19 protein-coding genes, 1 pseudogene and 1 riboswitch are annotated in these 20333 nt (G+C 62.2%); of the genes and pseudogenes, 15 read left to right on the plus strand and 5 right to left on the minus strand.

The window, feature by feature from the left end; all coding sequences use genetic code 11:
- The first annotated feature begins 12 nt into the window (after positions 1-12).
- The 7 genes from nuoI to EV669_RS12275 are packed head-to-tail and all read left to right on the plus strand — an operon-like array spanning position 13 to position 6860.
- Positions 13-501 carry an NADH-quinone oxidoreductase subunit NuoI gene (gene nuoI / locus EV669_RS12245; protein WP_054284917.1) on the plus strand — a complete coding sequence of 163 codons (489 nt, stop codon included), beginning with the start codon at positions 13-15 and terminating at the stop codon, positions 499-501.
- Between the two features lie 9 nt (positions 502-510).
- On the plus strand, positions 511-1152 hold the full coding sequence (locus EV669_RS12250; RefSeq protein WP_054284916.1) for an NADH-quinone oxidoreductase subunit J: 642 nt from the start codon (positions 511-513) through the stop codon (positions 1150-1152).
- A gap of 17 nt (positions 1153-1169) precedes the next feature.
- A complete protein-coding gene (gene nuoK, locus EV669_RS12255; protein ID WP_054284915.1) occupies positions 1170-1475 on the plus strand; it encodes an NADH-quinone oxidoreductase subunit NuoK in 306 nt (101 codons plus the stop codon).
- 36 nt (positions 1476-1511) lie between these two features.
- The gene (nuoL, locus tag EV669_RS12260; protein WP_054284914.1) at positions 1512-3545 is read left to right on the plus strand and encodes an NADH-quinone oxidoreductase subunit L; all 2034 of its coding nucleotides are present in this window, start codon (positions 1512-1514) and stop codon (positions 3543-3545) included.
- A 44-nt stretch (positions 3546-3589) separates the two neighbouring features.
- A complete protein-coding gene (locus tag EV669_RS12265; RefSeq protein WP_054284913.1) occupies positions 3590-5086 on the plus strand; it encodes an NADH-quinone oxidoreductase subunit M in 1497 nt (498 codons plus the stop codon).
- Between the two features lie 18 nt (positions 5087-5104).
- Positions 5105-6559 carry an NADH-quinone oxidoreductase subunit NuoN gene (nuoN, locus tag EV669_RS12270; protein ID WP_132098842.1) on the plus strand — a complete coding sequence of 485 codons (1455 nt, stop codon included), beginning with the start codon at positions 5105-5107 and terminating at the stop codon, positions 6557-6559.
- A 10-nt stretch (positions 6560-6569) separates the two neighbouring features.
- Positions 6570-6860, plus strand: a complete 291-nt coding sequence (locus EV669_RS12275) for a DUF2818 family protein (RefSeq protein WP_132098843.1) — start codon at positions 6570-6572, stop codon at positions 6858-6860.
- A gap of 551 nt (positions 6861-7411) precedes the next feature.
- Here the strand turns inward: EV669_RS12275 and EV669_RS12280 are convergent.
- The gene (locus tag EV669_RS12280) at positions 7412-8278 is read right to left on the minus strand and encodes a lipid A biosynthesis lauroyl acyltransferase (protein WP_132098844.1); all 867 of its coding nucleotides are present in this window, start codon (positions 8276-8278) and stop codon (positions 7412-7414) included.
- On the minus strand, positions 8275-9168 hold the full coding sequence (locus EV669_RS12285; RefSeq protein ID WP_054284909.1) for a lysophospholipid acyltransferase family protein: 894 nt from the start codon (positions 9166-9168) through the stop codon (positions 8275-8277). The genes EV669_RS12280 and EV669_RS12285 overlap by 4 nt, the downstream gene beginning before the upstream one ends.
- Before the next feature lie 73 nt (positions 9169-9241).
- Between EV669_RS12285 and metK the strand changes: the two genes are divergently transcribed.
- Positions 9242-10411, plus strand: coding sequence for a methionine adenosyltransferase (gene metK / locus EV669_RS12290; protein WP_132098845.1), 1170 nt, complete (start codon positions 9242-9244; stop codon positions 10409-10411).
- A 49-nt stretch (positions 10412-10460) separates the two neighbouring features.
- On the opposite strand, the gene EV669_RS14250 is transcribed toward metK, so the two are convergent.
- The gene (locus EV669_RS14250) at positions 10461-11099 is read right to left on the minus strand and encodes a GGDEF domain-containing protein (protein WP_318271472.1); all 639 of its coding nucleotides are present in this window, start codon (positions 11097-11099) and stop codon (positions 10461-10463) included.
- Positions 11082-12080, minus strand: a pseudogene (locus EV669_RS14255) (histidine kinase N-terminal 7TM domain-containing protein); the annotation flags it as partial. The pseudogene EV669_RS14255 and the gene EV669_RS14250, both read right to left, overlap by 18 nt.
- 119 nt (positions 12081-12199) lie before the next feature.
- Positions 12200-12266, plus strand: a riboswitch (S-adenosyl-L-homocysteine riboswitch).
- Between the two features lie 74 nt (positions 12267-12340).
- Here EV669_RS14255 and ahcY point away from each other — a divergent pair.
- Both ahcY and metF read left to right on the plus strand, forming a co-directional pair.
- Entirely contained in the window at positions 12341-13750 is a 1410-nt protein-coding gene (ahcY, locus tag EV669_RS12305) for an adenosylhomocysteinase (protein ID WP_055434514.1), read from the plus strand.
- Positions 13751-13888: 138 nt separating this feature from the next.
- Positions 13889-14722 (plus strand): methylenetetrahydrofolate reductase [NAD(P)H], encoded by an 834-nt coding sequence (metF, locus tag EV669_RS12310; protein ID WP_054284905.1) that lies wholly within the window; start codon positions 13889-13891, stop codon positions 14720-14722.
- 84 nt (positions 14723-14806) lie between these two features.
- Here the strand turns inward: metF and EV669_RS12315 are convergent, their stop codons facing one another.
- Positions 14807-15289 (minus strand): Lrp/AsnC family transcriptional regulator, encoded by a 483-nt coding sequence (locus EV669_RS12315; protein ID WP_054284904.1) that lies wholly within the window; start codon positions 15287-15289, stop codon positions 14807-14809.
- 174 nt (positions 15290-15463) lie between these two features.
- Between EV669_RS12315 and EV669_RS12320 the strand changes: the two genes are divergently transcribed.
- The 5 genes from EV669_RS12320 (at position 15464) to maiA (ending at position 20316) form a co-directional block, all read left to right on the plus strand.
- Positions 15464-16252, plus strand: a complete 789-nt coding sequence (locus tag EV669_RS12320) for a phenylalanine 4-monooxygenase (protein ID WP_132098848.1) — start codon at positions 15464-15466, stop codon at positions 16250-16252.
- A 65-nt stretch (positions 16253-16317) separates the two neighbouring features.
- Positions 16318-17397 (plus strand): 4-hydroxyphenylpyruvate dioxygenase, encoded by a 1080-nt coding sequence (hppD, locus tag EV669_RS12325; protein ID WP_132098849.1) that lies wholly within the window; start codon positions 16318-16320, stop codon positions 17395-17397.
- An 86-nt stretch (positions 17398-17483) separates the two neighbouring features.
- Positions 17484-18614 carry a homogentisate 1,2-dioxygenase gene (locus EV669_RS12330; protein WP_055434517.1) on the plus strand — a complete coding sequence of 377 codons (1131 nt, stop codon included), beginning with the start codon at positions 17484-17486 and terminating at the stop codon, positions 18612-18614.
- Positions 18615-18686: 72 nt separating this feature from the next.
- Entirely contained in the window at positions 18687-19670 is a 984-nt protein-coding gene (locus EV669_RS12335; RefSeq protein ID WP_054284900.1) for a fumarylacetoacetate hydrolase family protein, read from the plus strand.
- On the plus strand, positions 19663-20316 hold the full coding sequence (gene maiA, locus EV669_RS12340) for a maleylacetoacetate isomerase (protein ID WP_132098850.1): 654 nt from the start codon (positions 19663-19665) through the stop codon (positions 20314-20316). Before EV669_RS12335 ends, maiA begins: the two co-directional genes overlap by 8 nt.
- The last annotated feature ends 17 nt before the right edge of the window (positions 20317-20333 follow it).

Genomic DNA, 20333 nt, shown 5'->3' on the forward strand with positions numbered 1-20333 from the left:
GTGAGATAAAGCATGGATTCGATTCGCAATTTCTTCAAAACGTTCCTACTGGTCGAGTTGGTCAAGGGACTGATGCTGACCGGGCGGCACTTCTTCGCCCGCAAGATCACCGTTCAGTTCCCGGAAGAGAAGACGCCGATGTCCTTCCGCTTCCGTGGCCTGCATGCGCAGCGTCGCTACGCCAACGGCGAAGAGCGCTGCATCGCCTGCAAGCTGTGCGAGGCGGTATGCCCGGCGCTGGCCATCACCATCGAATCGGACGTGCGCGATGACGGCACCCGTCGTACCACGCGCTACGATATCGACCTGACCAAGTGCATCTTCTGCGGTTTCTGTGAAGAGGCCTGTCCGGTGGATGCGATCGTTGAGACCCACATCCTCGAGTATCACGGCGAGAAGCGGGGCGACCTTTACTACACCAAGCCGATGTTGCTGGCGATTGGCGACAAGTACGAAGCCGAGATCGCCGCCCGCAAGGCTGCCGATGCCAAGTACCGCTAAGGGGAAGAAATGAGCTTTTCAGCCGTACTGTTCTACATTCTTTCGGCCATCCTGCTGGTTTCGGCGTTCCGGGTCGTGACGGCCAAGAACCCGGTGCATGCAGCCTTGTTCCTTGTGCTGGCGTTCTTCACCAGCGCCGGGCACTGGCTGCTCCTGGAGGCCGAATTCCTAGCGATCGCCCTGGTGCTGGTGTATGTGGGTGCGGTCATGGTGCTATTCCTGTTCGTGGTGATGATGATCGATATCAACATCGAAAAGCTGCGGGCCGGGTTCTGGCGCCATTTCCCGGTGGCGGCCACCGTCGGCATCGTGATGATGGCGGAAATGATCCTGATCATCGCCAGCCCAGAAGCCGGGCTTGACAGCTTCGGCCAAGCCGCGCCGGCCGTGGCTGGGGTCAGCAACGTCAAGCAGCTGGGCCTGCAGATTTACACCACCTACCTGTATCCGTTCGAGCTGGCAGCCGTCGTACTGCTGCTCGCCATCGTTGCGGCCATCGCCCTGACGATGCGCAAGCGCAAAGACACCAAGTTCATCGACCCGGCCGTGCAGATCGCCGTGCGCCGTGAGGACCGCGTACGCGTCCTCAAGATGGACGTGGAGAAGGCGCCTGCGAAGGATGCGGGCAGTTCCGAACAACAACAGGCCTGAAGGCAAGGGGAGATACCGTGATCACACTGACCCATTTCCTGGTACTGGCCGCCGTCCTGTTCGCCATCAGCGTGATGGGCATTTTTCTTAATCGGAAAAACGTCATCATCCTGCTCATGGCTATCGAACTGATGCTGCTGGCGGTGAATTTCAACTTCATCGCCTTCTCGCACTATCTGTCGGATACGGCAGGGCAGATTTTCGTGTTCTTCATCCTGACTGTTGCAGCTGCGGAGTCCGCCATCGGCTTGGCTATCCTGGTCGTGCTGTTCCGCAACCTGAACACGATTGATGTGGAAGACCTGGGTAGCCTCAAAGGCTAAGGCAACCGTAACCAACAAACTAGAAGCTCGATAAGCATGGATATGAAAAGCTTGTACCTGCTGATTGCCCTTGCGCCCTTGGCCGGGTCGATCATTGCAGGCTTGTTTGGATGGGCGATCGGTCGCAGGGCCGCCCACGTCGTCACCATTCTCGGGGTGGCTGTCTCGGCCGTTCTCTCGTTCAGGGTGCTGTATGGCTTCATGAGCGGGCAGGCCGAGGTGTTCAATGAACCGGTCTATACCTGGCTGACCGTAGGCGGAATCGACTATTCAGTCGGCTTCCTTGTCGACAGCCTGACGGCGATGATGCTGGTGGTGGTGACCAGCGTGTCGCTGATGGTGCACATCTACACCATCGGCTATATGCATGAGGACCCGGGTTACCAGCGCTTCTTCAGCTACATTTCGCTGTTCACCTTCTCGATGCTGATGCTGGTGATGAGCAACAACTTCATCCAGCTCTTCTTCGGTTGGGAGGCGGTGGGTCTGGTGTCCTATCTGCTGATCGGCTTCTGGTTCAAGCGGCCGACGGCGATCTACGCCAACCTGAAGGCCTTTCTCGTCAACCGCGTGGGTGACTTCGGCTTCCTGCTCGGCATCGGACTGGTCATGGCCTACTTCGGTGGCTCGCTCGACTATCAGGCCGTGTTCGCCGCCGCCCCCGCCCTGGCTGGCAAGACGATCCAGATCATTCCGGGTGTCGACTGGTCGCTGATCACCGTGACCTGCCTGCTGCTGTTCGTGGGCGCCATGGGTAAGTCGGCCCAGTTCCCGCTGCACGTCTGGCTGCCGGATTCGATGGAAGGTCCGACGCCGATCTCTGCGCTGATTCATGCCGCCACGATGGTGACTGCTGGCATCTTCATGGTGGCGCGCATGAGCCCGTTGTATGAAATGTCCGACGTGGCGCTTAACTTCATTCTGGTGATTGGTTCGATCACTGCGCTGTTCATGGGCTTTCTCGGCATCGTCCAGACCGACATCAAGCGTGTGGTGGCGTACTCCACACTGTCCCAGCTCGGCTACATGACGGTGGCTCTGGGCGTGTCCGCCTACTCGGTTGCCGTGTTCCACTTGATGACCCACGCCTTCTTCAAGGCGTTGCTGTTCCTTGGGGCCGGTTCTGTGATCATGGGAATGCATCATGATCAGGACATGCGCAACATGGGCGGTCTGCGCAAGTACATGCCGATCACCTGGCTGACCTCGCTGCTGGGTTCGCTGGCCCTGATCGGCACTCCGTTCTTCTCCGGCTTCTACTCGAAGGACTCGATCATCGAGGCGGTGCAAGCCTCTCACCTGCCGGCATCAGGCTTTGCCTCCTTCGCCGTGATCGTGGGCGTGTTCGTGACGGCCTTCTACTCCTTCCGGATGTACTTCCTGGTCTTCCACGGCAAGGAGCGCTGGATGGAAGCCAAGCATGGGCACGATGCGCACGGCCATGACGACCATGACCATCACCATGGTCTCGGACCCAACGACAAGCCGCACGAGTCGCCCTGGGTCGTGACCTTGCCGCTGATCCTGCTGGCGATCCCGTCCGTGGTGATCGGTTACTTGGCCATCGAGCCGATGTTGTACGGCGACTTCTTCAAGAACGTGATCTTCGTGAACCACGAGGCCCATCCGGTAATGGAAGAGCTGGCACACGAGTTCCACAGCGCCGCTGGCATGGGCATGCATGCCTTCACCACCGCCCCGTTCTGGCTGGCACTGGCCGGTGTCGTCGTGGCCTGGTTCTTCTACATGAAGGCACCTCACATCCCTGCGAAGATCAAGCAGACCTTCGCACCGGTCAACCGCCTGCTGGAAAACAAGTACTACCTCGACGAGATCTACTATGCGGTGTTTGCCAAGGGCTCGCGAGCGCTGGGGACGTTCTTCTGGAAGATCGGTGACATGCTGCTGATCGACGGGCTGTTCGTGAACGGTTCGGCCAAGCTGGTCGGTGCCTTCTCCCGGGTAACCCGCAAGCTGCAGACCGGCTTCATCTACAGCTATGCCACCACCATGATCATCGGTGTACTGGCGCTGGTTACGATCTGGTTCGCTCCTCTCATCATCCGATGAAGGGCGGGGTGCCGGGACTGAAAACAACAACGTAGGTTTAGACCATGTTCACTAATCTGTTGAGTCTGGCGATCTGGACGCCAATCGTGGCCGGCCTGATCGTGCTGCTGACGGGCGGCGACCAGCGCGCGCCGCTTGCCCGCTGGCTGGCGCTGGCGGGTGCTTTGGCAGGCTTTGTCGTATCGCTGCCCCTCTTCACCAGTTTTGACGTGCTGCACGGCGGCATGCAGTTTGTAGAACAGCGTCCCTGGGTGGAGGCCTTGGGCATCACCTATCACCTGGGTGTGGATGGCATCTCGATGCTGTTCGTGGTGCTGAACAGCTTCGTCACCCTCATGGTGGTGATTGCAGGTTGGCAGGTGATCGAAAAGCGTGTCGCACAGTACTTCGCCGCGTTCCTGATCATGTCCGGCCTGATCAACGGCGCCTTCGCAGCGCTGGATGCCATCCTGTTCTATATGTTCTTCGAAGGCATGCTGATACCGATGTACCTGATCATCGGTGTGTGGGGTGGGCCGCGCCGCGTTTACGCGTCGATCAAGTTCTTCCTGTACACACTGCTGGGCTCCCTGTTGATGCTGGTGGCGTTCATCTACCTGTACTTCCAGGCAGGCCGTACCTTTGATATCCAGGCATTCCAGGCGTTGGCGAAGATCCCGCTCAACGTACAGATCCTGCTGTTCATCGCGTTCTTCCTGTCATTTGCGGTGAAGGTGCCGATGTGGCCGGTTCATACTTGGCTGCCAGATGCCCACGTCGAGGCACCGACCGGTGGCTCGATGGTGCTCGCCGCGATCACCCTGAAGATCGGGGCCTATGGCTTCCTGCGGTTCGCCCTGCCCATCCTGCCGGATGCTGCCCGTTACTTGGCGCCAGCCATCATCGTGCTCTCCCTTGTGGCCGTGGTCTACATTGGTCTGGTGGCGCTGGTGCAGTCGGACATGAAGAAGCTGGTAGCGTATTCTTCGATTTCCCACATGGGCTTCGTCACGCTGGGCCTGTTCCTCTTCACCGGCAATAACCTGAACCAGGTGGCGGTGGAGGGGGCGCTGGTGCAGATGGTATCGCACGGTTTCGTCTCGGCCGCCATGTTCATGTGCATCGGCGTGATGTACGACCGCCTGCACAGCCGCAACATCGCTGACTACGGTGGCGTGGCCAACCGCATGCCGATCTTCGCAGCCTTCATGATGCTGTTTGCGATGGCCAACTCGGGTCTGCCAGGTACCTCCGGCTTCGTGGGTGAATTCATGGTGATCATGGGTGCTGTGCAAACCAATTTCTGGGTAGCCTTCTTTGCCGCCACCACGCTGATCTTCGGAGCGGCCTATACCCTGTGGATGTACAAGCGCGTGATCTTTGGCGATATCGCCAACCCGCATGTCGCCGAACTGTCCGACGTGAACAAGCGCGAGTTCCTGATCCTGGCCGTGCTGGCGTTCACCGTGCTGGGCATGGGTCTGGTGCCGGATCTTTTCACCCAGAAAATGCACCTGTCGGTCAATGACCTGATCGCGCACGTTGCGCAGAGCAAGCTGTAAGGCACAAGGGATATACGAATGAACTGGGCTGATCTTCACCTCATGCCGGCACTGCCCGAGATTTTCCTGCTGTCGGCACTGTCGGTCATCCTCGTGCTGGACCTGTTTGTGTCCGACGCACGGCGTGGCATCACCTATCTTCTGACGCTGCTGACCCTGGCCGTCTGTGCCGGGATCCAGATCGCCACTTCCGTCCCGTACGTGACCACCACGTTCTCGGGCATGTTCGTGGACGACCCGCTGGCCGACATCGTCAAGGTGGGCATGTACGGATTCACTGCGATTGTGCTGGTCTTCACCCGGCAGTACATGGCTGATCGCGGCCTCTTCAAGGGCGAATATTTCACGCTCAGCCTGTTCGCGCTGCTGGGGATGAACGTTATGGTGTCCGCCAGCCATTTCCTGACCCTGTACATTGGTCTGGAACTGCTGTCGCTGGCCCTGTATGCCCTGATCGCGCTGAACCGTGACTCTACCTCGTCCACCGAGGCGGCGATGAAGTTCTTCGTGCTGGGCGCACTGTCTTCCGGCCTGCTGCTGTACGGCATGTCGATGGTGTATGGTGCCACCGGCTCGCTGGATATCGTCCAGATCGGCAAGGCCATCCAGGGTGGCTCCGGCAACACCGTGCTGCTGGTGTTCGGTCTGGTGTTCATCGTGGCGGGGCTTTCTTTCAAGCTGGGTGCCGTGCCTTTCCACATGTGGGTGCCCGACGTCTACCAGGGGTCGCCGACTGCCATTACCCTGATGGTAGGTGCTGCGCCGAAACTGGCTGCACTGGTGTTCATGATCCGCATCTTGGTGCAGGGCATGGGCCCGATGGTGGGTGACTGGCAGGGAATGCTGGTGATCGTGGCAGTCCTGTCGATGGCCATCGGCAACATCACCGCCATTGCGCAGACCAACATCAAGCGCATGCTGGCGTACTCCACCATTTCGCACATGGGTTACATGCTGCTGGGCCTTCTGGCCGGCACGGCTCAAGGCTACTCGGCCGCGCTGTTCTATGCTTTCTCCTACGTGCTGATGACGGTGGTGGGCTTCGGCATCCTGCTGGCTCTGTCGCGTGCCGGGTTCGAGTGTGAGCGGCTGGAAGACCTGAAGGGTCTGAACGGTCGCAACAGCTGGTACGCCTTGCTGATGCTGCTGACCATGTTCTCGATGACGGGCATTCCACCGCTGGTAGGGTTTTATGCCAAGCTGGTGGTGATCCAGGCGGTAGTGGATATCGGCATGTTCTGGCTGGCGGTGTTTGCGGTACTGATGTCGCTGATCGGGGCCTTCTACTACCTGCGTGTCGTCAAGCACATGTACTTTGACGAAGTGCAGGACACTGCCCCGATCGTCGTGCGTGGCGATGCCAAGCTGGTACTGTCGCTGTCGGGCCTGGCGTTGCTGGTCTTGGGGGTGCTGCCGCAGGGACTGCTGGAACTGTGCCTGGAAGCGATGCGCACCTCGCTGGCTGCGCTCTGAGAGTCCGGTTATGAACAATAGCGTGGCCCTGCTGCTGGTGGTGGCCTTCATCGCCGCCAATCTGCCTTTCCTGACCACGCGCGTGGCCGGCATGTTTGACCGCGGTGCCAAACATTTTGGCTGGTACCTGCTGGAGCTGGTGGTGCTGTTTGGTCTGGTGGGCCTGCTGGCCCGTTTCCTGGAAGGGCGCCATACGCCTGTGCACCCCCAGAACTGGCAGTTTTATGTCACTACCTTCTCGCTGTTCCTGGTGTTTGCCTTTCCCGGTTTCGTGGGGCGGTATTTCTGGAAGCGGCGGTAGTAAGCGCACGCGATAGGGATGCACGACCCGGCCACGGCCGGGTTTTTTCATGGCTGCCAGGCGAGACTGGAAGCGGGGGTACTGGACAGCCTCGCCTCGTCCCTCTACTTGAGCACTATTGAATGGCGCATGATGTGGCCGCGTGCAGCTTCAAGGTTGGCCGAAGTCTTCGGTGAGCCCTAAGCCTGCCCCCGGGCCAGGTCGATTCCGGCCTTGAGGGCGCTATTGCTGCTGACGGCAGTACGGTGCGGGCCGGGAAAGCCAGAGAAGAAGGCAGAGGCGACAAGTAGACATGGCTGGATAGGGCGTGGCCTGCACACCGAAGCTCGCCCAACGACGCCTTCGTGGCCGTGCCGGGCACGTCTGCCCGCCGCTCGGCCTGTGCCCTTAACGCACGCTGGCGGCAGCGGTGGGCAGTGGTACTAGGGAAACCAAGCTGGGGGACGCCAGTGGGCAGGGCTGGCTGCGTAGGCACTGGCGTGGGCAAAGATGCGCTGGGAACGGTGGCGGCCACCCTTGAAGAGCCGGTCTCCAGCCGGAAGAGCCAGGCGTTAGTAGAAGCGCGCCTCGCTCTGGGGGCGGGTCTTGAAGCGCTTGTGCAGCCAGAAGTACTGCTCGGGCGTTTCGAGGATGCGTGCTTCGAGAAACGCGTTCATGCGCCGGGTGTCCGCTTCGGCGTCGTCGGTGGGGAAGTTGTCCCAAGCCGGGTAGAGCTCGAGTTCCAGCGTGCTGCCCACACGCCGCGCGATGGCGGGTACCACCTTGGCGCGTGCCAGTTTACTGATGCGTGAGAGTCCTGGAACGGTAGCGGCCTTCACGCCGAAAAAGTCCACGAACAGTGAGTCCCTCGGGCCGAAGTCCTGATCTGGCAGGTAGAGAAAGGGCGAATGCTCGGCCCGCATGGCTTTCACAATCGGCCGCAGGCCTTCCTGGCGCGAGACGATGAAGGCACGGTTGAAGCGGTTGCGGCCCCGGTAGATCTGCCGGTCCAGTGCCGGATTCTTCTGGTGCGAGTAAACGCTGACGAGCGGTACCTCTAGATTAAGGCGCAGAGCGCAGAGTTCGAAGCCGGTGAAATGCGGATAGAACAGGATGACGTCCTCCCCGCGGTCGCGTAGTTCGGTCAGGTAATGCAGGTTCTTGACCCGCACCAGCCTTCGTAGACGCTCCGGGCTGCTCCACCAGACGATGCCGTATTCGAGCAGCAGCCGCATCATCATGCCGAAATGGTGGCGCAGCACCCGGCGGCGCTTGGCCTCGCTCCATTCAGGAAAGCACAGGCGCAGGTTGATGAGGCCGACGCGGCGGCGTTCACCCGCCAGGAGGTAGGCCAGCAGGCCCAGCAGGTCGCCCAGGCGGGCAATCACGGGCATCGGGAGCAGGCGGATCAGCCAGAGAAGGGCAAAGGCCAGTTTCATGCGGTTCCTTGCGATGCATCCGGGGCCGGTACGCCGCCCGGACGCTTGTAACGGTTGTAACTCCAGAGATACTGGGCTGGCAGTGTGCGGATCAGGCCTTCCACTGCGCGGTTTAGACGCGCAGCATCCTCCGCCTTGTCCCCAGTGAAGGGCTCGGGCAACGGGCGGATGTGCACAGCAAACCCGCGCCCACCGGAAAGGCGCTCCCCCACGAACAGGAGGGTGGTGATGCCTGACACCTGCGCCAGACGGGGCACCAGGGTCATCGTGTAGGCCGGTTGGCCGAAGAAGGGCGCCCAGACGCCTTCGCCCCCCCCGGGTACTTGGTCCGGAAGGATGATGGTGGCTTCTCCGGCCTTGAGCGCTTTCATCAGGATGCGTACGCCGGCGGCGGTGGCCGGGGCGGTCTTGCCCTTGTCACGCGAGCGCCCAGCCTGCATCACCGGCTCCAGCCAGGCCAGCTTGGGTGGACGGTACATCGCAGTCAGCGGGAAGGGCAGCCGATGACTGATGTAGCGGCCGGCAATGTCGTAGCTGCCCAGATGGGGTGTGACGAACACGATGCCGTCACCGCGGGCCAGCGCCGCTTCCACATGCTCCCAGCCGCTGCAGTGGCGCACCAGCCGGGCGATACGCTCGGGTGTCTCGCACCATGCGATAGCCAGCTCCAGCGCGCCTTTGCCGGTTTCGGCGGCAACCTGTTTGACGAGCTTCTCGTAAACCTGATAATTTCCGGCAATTTGACTTGACGCCAGATTTTCACGCAGTCTTGCCGCAAAGCCCGGCGAGACACGATAAATGAGCCGGCCCAAGAGTGCGCCCAGCGCCTGCAGCCACGAGAGCGGCAGACGCGCCAGAAGCGATAACAGCCAGTGCACCAGCGCGGACATAGCGAATCCGTCTTGTTAAAAGCGGCTTATTTTATCATTACTGAACCTGTCTTCATTCGGGAATCCATAGCAAATGAGCGAATATCTGTTCACCTCCGAATCGGTGTCGGAAGGTCATCCGGACAAGGTGGCCGACCAGATATCGGATGCCATCCTTGACGCGATCCTGCGCGAAGACCGTCACGCGCGCGTGGCCGCCGAAACGCTGGTCAACACGGGCCTGGTCGTGCTGGCCGGCGAGATCACCACTTCGGCCAACGTCGACTACATCAAGGTCGCGCGCGAGACGATCAAGCGCATCGGTTATGACACCTCCGACCTGGGCTTCGACTACCGCGGCTGCGCCGTCATGGTGTGCTACGACCGCCAGTCGCCTGACATCGCGCAAGGGGTGAACGAAGGCGAGGGCCTCGATCTGGAGCAGGGCGCCGGTGACCAGGGACTGATGTTCGGCTACGCCTGCGACGAGACGCCGACGCTGATGCCGTTCCCGATCTACTATGCCCACCGGCTGGTACAGCGCCAAGCGGAGCTGCGCAAGGATGGCCGCCTGCCGTGGCTGCGTCCGGATGCCAAGAGCCAGATCACCTGCGTGTACGACAGCGAGACCGGCATGCCCAAGCGCATCGACACCGTGGTGCTCTCCACTCAGCACAGCCCGGAAATCGACCACAAGACCCTGACCGAAGCGGTGATCGAGGACATCGTCAAGCCGGTGCTGCCGCTGGAGATGCTGACTCCGGAAACCAAATACCTGATCAACCCGACCGGGCGCTTCGTCATCGGCGGCCCGATGGGCGACTGCGGCCTGACCGGCCGCAAGATCATCGTTGATACCTACGGCGGTGCTGCGCCGCATGGTGGGGGTGCCTTCTCGGGCAAGGATCCTTCCAAGGTGGACCGTTCGGCTGCCTACGCCGGGCGTTACGTGGCCAAGAATATTGTGGCCGCAGGCCTGGCGCGGCAGTGCCAAATCCAGGTGTCGTACGCCATCGGTGTCGCCCAGCCTACCTCGATCTCGATCGATACCTTCGGCACCAACCATATTCCCAACGAACGCATTGTGGAATTGGTGAAGAAGCATTTCGACCTGCGGCCCAAGGGCATCATCCAGATGCTGGACCTGCTACACCCGATCTACGGCAAGACAGCAGCCTACGGCCACTTCGGACGCGAAGAGCCCGAATTCAGCTGGGAGCGTACCGACAAGGCCGCAGCCCTGCGCGCCGACGCCGGCCTCTAAGCCCGGCAGTGTCTCGAAAATGGCCAGCACGAGCTGGCCGTTTTTCTTTTCAGCGGGCGGGGACAGTGGCTGACTGATTGGGCAGCGGGGCCAGGCAGACGCGGTTGCACCCCCCGCGCTTGGCAGCGTAAAGCGCAGTATCAGCGGCTTCCAGCAGGGTCTGCAAATGCTGGCCATGGAGGGGGAAGAGCGTGATGCCTGCCGAAAAGCCCAGGGCCTCGAAGGGCAGCCCTGCTTCCGGCGGAACCTGGCTGAAGCGCTGGCGCCACCGCTCCACCGCCTCGACGGCCTCCTCGGCGTGTGTGCCGGGCAGCAATACCACGAATTCCTCGCCTCCGATGCGACAGACGATGTCGTCGGTGCGCGTGCTGTCCTGCAGCAGGGCGGTCAGGTATTGCAACACCGCGTCGCCGGTGGCGTGTCCGTGGCGGTCGTTCACTTCCTTGAAGCGGTCGATGTCGATCAGCACCAGCGCGGCGGCCGACATGCGGCCCTGAGCGAGGCGGGTGGCGGCGGTCTCTTCCAGATGGCGTCGGTTGAAGGCGCCGGTGAGCGGGTCGCGCACCACCTGCTCATGCAACTCGGCCTGCAGCGCTTGTACCTCCTCTACACGGGCCTTGAGTGCCCAGTTGGCTTCGAACAGGGCCGCTTCGGCCAACCTCTTTTCGGTGATGTCGCGCAGCACCATCAACCGCCCCAACGTCAGGTCGCCCTCGTGCAGCCGATGGAGACGCACGTCCAGCACGGTGAAGCGCGTACCCGACACAACCACTTCGCAGGGGGCCGCGTCGGCGGTCTCCAGTGCCGCCTGCAGCGCCGGACAGGGCAGGGGCTGACCGATCAGCGAGAGGGTGGGCTGGCCGAGCAACTGGCCGGCGGCAGGGTTGGCATCCACCACCAGGCCCTGCGGATCAAGAACCAGCACGCCGTCACCCATGGCTTCCAGTGCCTTGGCCCGTGCGATTGGTACCAGGCACAGCAGCTTGAAATAGAAGAGGTCGAGGGCCAGCACTACCCCGGTGAGGGCAAAGCACAACGGTGTCAGGTCCAGGCCGGCAAGCGGCGAGAGCCCGGACAGGTACAAAAAGTTGCCCGCCCAAGGCAGCAGCGCCGCAGCCAGAAGCAGCCAGGCCTGACCCCGGTACTGACGGGGGAAGATGTGCAGGGCGCGCAGCAGGAACAGCCCGGCCACCAGGCAGGCAAGGTGGGAGTAGCCGACTACGCCAAGCCAGAATGCCGGGCCGTGGCCGTAGATCAGCAGGTTGTGCCCTGCCGGACTGGGCGTGAAACTGGTCTAGATCAGGCCGTGCCACGCGTTGGTCAGCGCCAGCAGGAAGCACACCGTTGGGGGCGCAAACAGCAGGGCCAGCGCGCGCCGACGGAAAAGCCGCTCCAGCCGGTTGTAGTCTGCGGCCAGCAGCATGAAAAGCACCGGCGTGGTCAGCGTGCCCAGATACTCGAACTTCGACCAAGCCACCTTTGCCGCCACATCCTGAACCGAAAGCTCCATCGCGGCACCGAAGCCCCACAGGGCCACGGCCGCCATAAGCCAGGTTAGCCAGCGGCTGCCTGGCTGCCGGCTGTTGTGCAGGGAGAGCAAGCAAGTGCCGGCCGCCAGAAGACCGGCGGTGCCGGCCAGCGCAGCCAGCGGGGTGAAGAGGAAAGACATGGATTATGCGTGCAGGCGGATCGTGTTGTAGCGTCGTTGGCCAAAGCCTAGCATGCTCACGTGCTAGCGTGGAGGAAATCGAGCAAATTCAGCACACTAGCGTTATAATCGCGCCCTGCGATGCCGAGGAGCGCTGCGAGGATACGTCCCCAGGCTCGGCCCAAGTTCCAACCGCGCTCACCTGAACAACCCGTGCCGGGCACGGGGCGGGTGAGCCTTGTCACACCCCCCTCCCGGCCACACCGTCTTAGGAGTTCTCAATGAACGCTGTGGCTGACACCAACGACTTCCACGTAGCCGACATCAACCTTGCCGCTTGGGGCCGCAAGGAGCTGGCGATTGCCGAAACCGAGATGCCCGGCCTGATGGCCCTGCGCGAGGAGTATCGCCACAGCCAGCCGCTGCGCGGTGCCCGCATTGCCGGCAGCCTGCACATGACCATCCAGACCGGTGTGCTGATCGAGACTCTGGTGGCGCTGGGTGCCGAGGTGCGCTGGGCTTCGTGCAACATCTTTTCCACTCAGGACCATGCCGCCGCCGCGATTGCCGCTGCCGGCATTCCGGTCTTTGCCTTCAAGGGCGAAAGCCTTGATGAGTACTGGGAGTTCAGCCACCGCATCTTCGAGTGGCCTGAAGGCCAGCCGGCGAACATGATCCTGGACGATGGCGGTGATGCTACCCTGCTGCTGATGCTGGGCAGCAAGGCGGAAAAAGACTTGGGTGTGATCGGCCATCCCACCAACGAAGAGGAAACCGCCCTCTTCGCCTCGATCAAGCGTCACCTCGACATCGATCCGGCCTGGTACTCCAAGCGCCTGGTACACATCCAGGGCGTGACCGAGGAAACCACCACCGGCGTGCACCGTCTCTACCAGATGGAAAAGGATGGGGTGCTGCCGTTCCCGGCGTTCAACGTCAACGATTCGGTCACCAAGTCCAAGTTTGACAACCTCTACGGCTGCCGGGAGTCGCTGGTGGACGGCATCAAGCGTGCCACCGACGTGATGGTGGCCGGCAAGGTGGCCGTGGTGCTGGGCTATGGCGATGTGGGCAAGGGCTGCGCCCAGAGCCTGCGTGGACTCGGTGCCACCGTGTGGGTGACCGAGATCGACCCGATCTGCGCCTTGCAGGCTGCAATGGAAGGTTACCGCGTGGTGCGCATGGACGAGGTGGCCGATCAGGCCGACATCTTCGTCACCGCCACCGGCAACGTGGGCGTGATTACGCACGATCACATGAAAAAGATGCGCAACAATGCCATCGTCTGCAACATCGGCCACTTCGACAGCGAGATCGAGGTCGCCAGCCTGCGTCAGTACCAGTGGGAGAATATCAAGCCGCAGGTCGACCACATCATCTTCCCGGATGGCAAGCGCATCATCCTGCTGGCTGAGGGCCGCCTGGTGAACCTGGGCTGCGCCACCGGCCATCCGAGCTTCGTGATGTCCAACTCCTTCACCAACCAGGTACTGGCCCAGATCGAGATCTTTGCCAACGGCAGTCACTACGAGAACAAGGTCTACGTGCTGCCCAAGCACCTGGACGAAAAAGTGGCCCGTCTGCACCTGGCGCGCATCGGCGCCCGCCTGACCGAGCTGTCCGATCAGCAGGCCGCCTACATCAGCGTGCCGAAAGAAGGGCCTTATAAGCCGGCACACTATCGTTATTGATATTTGTTGACGTCATGCAGCGGACAGGGCACGTAGAATGGCTCTGTCCGTTTTTTTGCGCCAGCCGGACAGGGTTGGCCGAAGCGGCCCGCGAACAAGAAAGGCACTGCCCGGGCAGGGCAGGCAAGGGATCCCAGGATGAGCGACAAACGCACCTTCAGTTTCGAATTCTTCCCGCCCAAGACGGCGGAAGGCATTGCCAAGCTGCGCACCACGCGCCAGCAGCTGGCCCAGTTCCGCCCGCAGTTCTTCTCCGTCACCTTTGGTGCGGGCGGGACCACACGCGATGGTACCCTCTCCACCGTGCTGGAGATCCGTGCCGAAGGGCACGCCGCAGCGCCCCACCTGTCGTGCATCGGCTCCACACGCGAGAACATCCGCGCCATCCTGGAGGAATACCGTAGTCACGGCATCCGCCATATTGTCGCCCTGCGCGGCGACATCCCTTCCGGGATGGTGGAAGCCGGGGAGTTCCGCTACGCCAACGAGCTGGTGGCCTTTATCCGCGCCGAGCACGGTGACCATTTCCACATCGAGGTGGCCGCCTATCCTGAGTTCCACCCGCAAGCGCGTTCGGCCGAAGACGACCTCAACAATTTCGTGCGCAAGGTACAGGCCGGTGCCGACTCGGCGATCACCCAGTACTTCTTCAACGCGGATGCCTACTTCCGCTTCGTGGATGAGGTGCAGGCGCGTGGCGTGGACATCCCGATCGTGCCCGGCATCATGCCAATCTCCAACTTCGGCCAACTGTGCCGCTTCTCCGACATGTGCGGCGCCGAAGTGCCGCGCTGGCTGCGCCAGCGGATGCAGGCTTATATGGACGACACCGCATCGATCCGGGCGCTTGGTCTGGACGTGGTGACCGAGCTGTGCGATCGCCTCTTGGCAGGGGGGGCTCCGGGCCTCCACTTCTATACTCTCAACTCCGCCGGGCTGGTGTCCACCGTCTGGCAGCGACTCGGCCTCTGAACCGCGCGGCCCGACCCAATAAAAACGGCCCGCAAGGGCCGTTTTTGTTGTCGCTGCCGCCTGCCGCGGCTCCGGATTACAGACTCAGCCGCGCAAATGGCTCAGGGGCAGGGCCGTGGTGCGCTTGATCTCCTTGAGCACGAAGCTCGACTTCACATCCTCCACCCCTGGGTGCTGGAGCAGTTCGTCCATCACGAACCGGGAAAAATGCTCCAGGTCCTCGAAATACACCTGCAGCAGATAGTCCATCTCTCCTGTCATGGCATAGCAGTTGATCACCTCGCTCCAGCGCTGTACCGCTTCGTTGAAACTCTGGGCATGCACGTTGCCGCGCTTTTCCAGCGTCACGCGTACAAAGGCCTGCAGGCCCAGGCCGATGCACGAGGGGTCGAGCAGGGCCACGTACTGACGGATGGCGCCGGATTCCTCCAGCTGTTTGAGGCGGCGCAGACAGGGCGAGGGCGACAGCGCCACCCGTTCGGCCAGTTCCACGTTGGTCAGGCGACCGTTGAGCTGCAGTTCCGCAAGAATGCGCAGGTCTGTCTTATCTAGCGTAAGACTTGGCATGTTTTGTCCTCTGGTTTTTGTCGGTTGAAATTTTATTTTTTATGTCTCGTATTCTAGAGCCAGTTTGCAAGGAAATTGCTTAGGACTTTCCCTAGAATAAAAACCCTAATAACGACAATTCTAACGGCGGCGACAGACCGCCGGATACTGTCTACACATCAAGGAGGAGTCACGATGTATACCGCAGATGCGGCGCTCGTGCGCGACGACATGAAGATGGCGGGCCTGCCGGCCGACTTGGACATCCATCGGGCGGTGGTGCCTGTGTATACCGACGTCGAGCACCATACCTGGGCCCAACTCATCGCCAACCAGAAGCAGGTGCTGGAAGGACGGGCCTGCAAGGAGTTCCTCCTCGGGCTGGAAAAAGTCGGGTTTCCCGAAGATCACATCCCCCGGCTGGCGGACATCAGCGATCGGATCGAAGCCGAGACCGGCTGGCGGCTGACGCGGGTGGACGGCATCGTGCCTGACCGCGAGTTTTTCGAGCTGCTGGCCGCACGCATCTTTCCTTCGACCGACTTCATCCGCAAGCCCGAAGAGATCGGCTACACCCCGGCCCCCGACATGTTCCACGACCTTTTGGGGCATGTGCCGCTTTTGACCGATCCGCGCTTTTGTGCCTTTTTCGAGGCGTTCGGCAAGGCGGGCGTGGCCGCTTTCGACACGGACCATCCTGCCCGCGCCTGGTTGCCACGCATCTACTGGTACACGGTGGAGTTCGGGCTGATCCGCAATGCCGAAGGGCTGCGCATCTTCGGTGCCGGCATCCTGTCCTCGCCCAACGAGGTGCTCTACAGCCTGTCGGAGAACACCCGCAAGCATGCCTTCGACATCGTGCAGGTAGCCGCCACCGACTACGACATCTGGCACATGCAGGATGAGCTGTTTGTGATCGACAGCTTCGATGCACTGGAACATGCCTTTGCCGACTGGACCTGCCACCACGGTCTGGCCATCTGAGTTCGTATCCCGTTTTCACCCACCACACATGCATCAAGGCCCCGGCGAGGGACCGAGGAGACCTCATGAAAATGGAAGCCATGACCACCAACCCACTCGCAACCGATGGTTTCGAGTTCGTCGAATTCACTGCCCCTGATGCTCGGGGCGTGGAGCAGTTGCGTCAGGTGTTCCTGTCGCTGGGTTTTACCGAGGTGGCGCGTCACCGCAGCAAGGACGTGGGCCTGTTCCGGCAGGGCGACATCAACTTCATCCTCAACGCCGAGCGCAGCCAGCCTGCCACCCACTTTGCCGAGGCCCATGGCCCGTCGGCATGTGCCATGGCGTGGCGGGTGAAGGACGCCGCGCGTGCCTACGACTATGCAATCGCCCACGGGGCCCGGCCCTACGAGCGCCCCATCGGCGCGATGGAGCTCAACATCCCTGCGGTTGAGGGGATTGGCGGTTCGGCACTGTATTTCGTCGACCGCTACGGCGAACACAACATCTACGATGTGGACTTCGTTCCACTGGACGGTGTGGAGCAGCAGCCGGCAGGCGTGGGGCTGACTCAGATCGACCACCTGACGCACAACGTGGCGCGCGGCAACATGGCCACCTGGGCTGGTTTCTACGAGCGCATCGGCAACTTCCGCGAGATCCGCTACTTCGACATCGAAGGCAAGCTGACGGGGCTGGTGTCCAAAGCGATGACGAGCCCGTGCGGAAAGATCCGCATCCCCATCAACGAGTCCTCCGACGACAAGAGCCAGATCGAGGAATTTCTGCGCGAGTACAAGGGCGAGGGCATTCAGCACATCGCGCTGGGCACTGACGACATCTACCACACGGTGGAAACCCTCAAGGCACGCGGCACCCGCTTCATGGACACACCGGATACCTACTACGACAAGACCGACGCGCGCGTGCCCGGACACGGCGAGGATCTGGAGCGTCTGCGGCGCAACCGTATCCTGATCGATGGGGCACCGGTTGAAGGTGCTGGCATCCTGTTGCAGATTTTCACCGAAACCGTGATCGGCCCGATCTTCTTCGAGATCATTCAGCGCAAGGGCAACGAAGGGTTTGGTGAGGGCAACTTCAAAGCCCTCTTCGAGTCGATCGAGGAAGACCAGATCCGTCGCGGCGTGCTGGCGGCCGACTAAGCTGTTTTCCGCGGACGCGGGCCGGGCGTGCGCTGGAAGGATCGCGCTGCTGGCCCTGCGTTCCCGGGTCCCAACAGGAGCATGCCATGCGCAAATGGATCAGCTTTCCGCACCGGGAAGGGCAGGGGTCGCGTCAGGCCCATGCCGATTTTCCCGCCGAGGGCATTTACGAGCGTGAGGTTGGCCGAAGCGGCTTCTTTGGCCCCGCTTCGCACCTGCATCACCGTCATCCCCCTACGGGCTGGACGGCGTGGGAGGGCCCGTTGCGTCCCCGCGCTTTTGACCTCAACGAGCTGCCCAAGACGTCCACCGCCCCGTGGGAGGCGCCCTTGGTGCTGGGCAACGCCCACTGCCGAATGCGTATCTGGTCGTGCAGCGAGCCGATGACCGCTCTGTTCCGCAACGGGGATGGCGACGACCTTCTGTTCGTGCACCAGGGACAGGGCGAGTTCTTCTGTGATTATGGCCACCTCAGCTTTCGGGAGGGTGACTACATCCTCGTGCCGCGCTCGACGATGTGGCGCCTTGAACCGGCCGAGCCGGTGACGCTGCTGATGATCGAAGCCACTAACGGCGCTTACCAGTTGCCTGATAAGGGGCTGGTAGGCCCGCATGCGATCTTCGACGAGGCCATGCTGGACGTGCCCGCCATCGATGACGCCTTTCGCGCTCAGCAGACCGAGACGCCCTGGCAGGTGGTGATCCAGCGCCGTGGCCAGCTGTCGCGGGTGAGCTACCCCTTCAGCCCGCTGGATGCTATCGGCTGGCACGGCAATCTGGCAGTGTGCCGTATCAACTGGCGCGACATCCGGCCGCTGATGAGCCACCGCTACCACCTGCCGCCTTCCGCACACACCACTTTCGTTGCGGACCGCTTCGTGGTCTGCACCTTCGTGCCACGACCGATCGAGAGCGACCCGGGGGCCCTCAAGGTGCCCTTCTACCACAACAACGACGACTACGACGAAGTGCTGTTCTACCATGCCGGCGACTTCTTCAGCCGCGACAACATCCACCCCGGCATGCTCACCTTCCACCCGTGCGGCTTCACCCACGGGCCGCATCCCAAGGCATTCGCCAAGGCGATGGCCAGCCCCAAGACCTTCACCGACGAGGTCGCGGTCATGCTGGACACACGCGATGCGCTCGATGCAGGCCCGCTGATGACGCAGGTGGAATGGCCCGGCTATGTGGACAGCTGGCAGGCCAAGTCCTGAACCCGCCGCGCAAGGTTGGCCGAAGGCGCCTTTTCGGCCAACCTTGTGCAGCCGCCCTCATGAGAACCCAAGATGAAACTCGCAACCTACAAGAACGGCACCCGCGACGGCGAACTGCGCGTGGTCAGCCGCGACCTCTCCCGCTCCGTGGCCGTCCCTGCCATCGCCCCCACCCTACAGCTTGCCCTGGACCGCTGGGGAGAGCTGGCTCCGCGGCTGCGGGAAGTCTACGTGCACCTGAACACCGGCTATGTAGCCGGTGAGGAGAGTTTCGATGAGACGCGTTGCCACAGCCCTTTGCCGCGGGCCTATCAGTGGGCCGACGGCAGCGCCTACCTCAATCACGTGGAACTGGTGCGCAAGGCGCGCGGCGCGGAGGTGCCCGAAAGCTTCTACAGCGATCCCCTGATGTATCAGGGGGGCTCGGATGCCTTCCTGCCGCCGCGCGCGCCGATTCCTCTCTGCAACGAGGACTGGGGGCTGGACTTCGAGGCCGAGGTGGCTGTGGTGACTGGCGATGTCGCGCTGGGGGCTGGCCCGGAGGAGTGCGCCCGCGCGATCCGACTGGTGATGCTGGTCAACGACGTCACCCTGCGCAACCTCATCCCGGCCGAACTGGCCAAAGGTTTCGGCTTCTTCCAGAGCAAGCCGGCCAGCAGCTTTTCACCGGTGGCCATCACCCCCGACGAGCTGGGGCCGGCCTGGGAGTCGGGCAAGGTTCACCTGCCCCTGCGGGTGGAGTTCAACGGTGAGCGTTTCGGCGAGCCCAATGCGGGCGTGGAGATGCAGTTCTCCTTCCCGCAACTGATCGCCCATGTCTCCCGCACCCGCGAGCTGTGTGCCGGATCGATCATCGGCTCGGGCACCATTTCCAACCACGACCGACGGGTGGGCAGCTGCTGCCTAGCCGAGCAGCGCATGATCGAAATCATCGAGGAGGGCGCGGCCCGCACGCCGTTCATGAAGGTGGGCGATCGGGTACGCATTACCATGACCGCAGCCGACGGACAGAACCTCTTCGGCACCATTGACCAGACGGTGGTGGCGCATGAATAAGCCGGCAGGGCGGGTGTTGCACGGCTACTTCCGGTCCTCTGCGGCCTACCGCGTACGCATTGCCTTGGCTTGGAAGGGGCTGGCTTACCGCCAGGCGCCGGTCAGCCTGATCAAGGGCGAGCAGCAGACCGACGGTTATCGCCGCCTCAACCCGCAGGGGCTGGTGCCCGCCCTGGAGGACGGCGGCAGGGTACTCACCCAGTCGCTGGCGATCTGCGAATATCTGGAGGAAGCTTACCCCGACACGCCGCGTCTGCTGCCGGATGACGTCGTAGCCCGTGCCGAAGTACGCGCCCTCGCACAGCAGATTGCCTGTGATCTGCACCCGCTCAACAACCTGCGCGTACTGCGCTATCTGGTCGAGGTGCTGGGCAAGGACGATGCCCAGAAGCAGCGGTGGTATGCGCACTGGACGCAGGAAGGGTTGGCCGCCTTCGAAAGCACCTTGGCCCGCACCGCCGGCATGTACTGCGTGGGCGACACCGTTTCCTTGGCCGATGTCTGTTTGGTGCCTCAGGTGTTCAATGCCCGCCGCTTCGACGTCGACTTGGCGCCGTATCCTCGCCTGCAGGCCGTGGCCGGGCGGCTGGAAGCGCTGCCCGCCTTTGAGGCGGCCCATCCCGCGCGACAGCCGGACGCTGCGTGAAATTTTCCGCCGGGTCG

The sequence above is a fragment of the Gulbenkiania mobilis genome (genome assembly GCA_004346645.1).
GTDB lineage: Bacteria > Pseudomonadota > Gammaproteobacteria > Burkholderiales > Chromobacteriaceae > Gulbenkiania > Gulbenkiania mobilis.

Bases quoted from the DNA above. Each gene is read 5' to 3' on its own strand.
- nuoI (WP_054284917.1), top strand. From the start codon at position 13: ATGGATTCGATTCGCAATTTCTTCAAAACGTTCCTACTGGTCGAGTTG.
- EV669_RS12250 (WP_054284916.1), top strand. From the start codon at position 511: ATGAGCTTTTCAGCCGTACTGTTCTACATTCTTTCGGCCATCCTGCTG.
- nuoL (WP_054284914.1), top strand. From the start codon at position 1,512: ATGGATATGAAAAGCTTGTACCTGCTGATTGCCCTTGCGCCCTTGGCC.
- EV669_RS12265 (WP_054284913.1), top strand. From the start codon at position 3,590: ATGTTCACTAATCTGTTGAGTCTGGCGATCTGGACGCCAATCGTGGCC.
- nuoN (WP_132098842.1), top strand. From the start codon at position 5,105: ATGAACTGGGCTGATCTTCACCTCATGCCGGCACTGCCCGAGATTTTC.
- EV669_RS12275 (WP_132098843.1), top strand. From the start codon at position 6,570: ATGAACAATAGCGTGGCCCTGCTGCTGGTGGTGGCCTTCATCGCCGCC.
- EV669_RS12280 (WP_132098844.1), bottom strand. From the start codon at position 8,278: ATGAAACTGGCCTTTGCCCTTCTCTGGCTGATCCGCCTGCTCCCGATG.
- EV669_RS12285 (WP_054284909.1), bottom strand. From the start codon at position 9,168: ATGTCCGCGCTGGTGCACTGGCTGTTATCGCTTCTGGCGCGTCTGCCG.
- metK (WP_132098845.1), top strand. From the start codon at position 9,242: ATGAGCGAATATCTGTTCACCTCCGAATCGGTGTCGGAAGGTCATCCG.
- EV669_RS14250 (WP_318271472.1), bottom strand. From the start codon at position 11,099: ATGGTGCTGCGCGACATCACCGAAAAGAGGTTGGCCGAAGCGGCCCTG.
- ahcY (WP_055434514.1), top strand. From the start codon at position 12,341: ATGAACGCTGTGGCTGACACCAACGACTTCCACGTAGCCGACATCAAC.
- metF (WP_054284905.1), top strand. From the start codon at position 13,889: ATGAGCGACAAACGCACCTTCAGTTTCGAATTCTTCCCGCCCAAGACG.
- EV669_RS12315 (WP_054284904.1), bottom strand. From the start codon at position 15,289: ATGCCAAGTCTTACGCTAGATAAGACAGACCTGCGCATTCTTGCGGAA.
- EV669_RS12320 (WP_132098848.1), top strand. From the start codon at position 15,464: ATGTATACCGCAGATGCGGCGCTCGTGCGCGACGACATGAAGATGGCG.
- hppD (WP_132098849.1), top strand. From the start codon at position 16,318: ATGAAAATGGAAGCCATGACCACCAACCCACTCGCAACCGATGGTTTC.
- EV669_RS12330 (WP_055434517.1), top strand. From the start codon at position 17,484: ATGCGCAAATGGATCAGCTTTCCGCACCGGGAAGGGCAGGGGTCGCGT.
- EV669_RS12335 (WP_054284900.1), top strand. From the start codon at position 18,687: ATGAAACTCGCAACCTACAAGAACGGCACCCGCGACGGCGAACTGCGC.
- maiA (WP_132098850.1), top strand. From the start codon at position 19,663: ATGAATAAGCCGGCAGGGCGGGTGTTGCACGGCTACTTCCGGTCCTCT.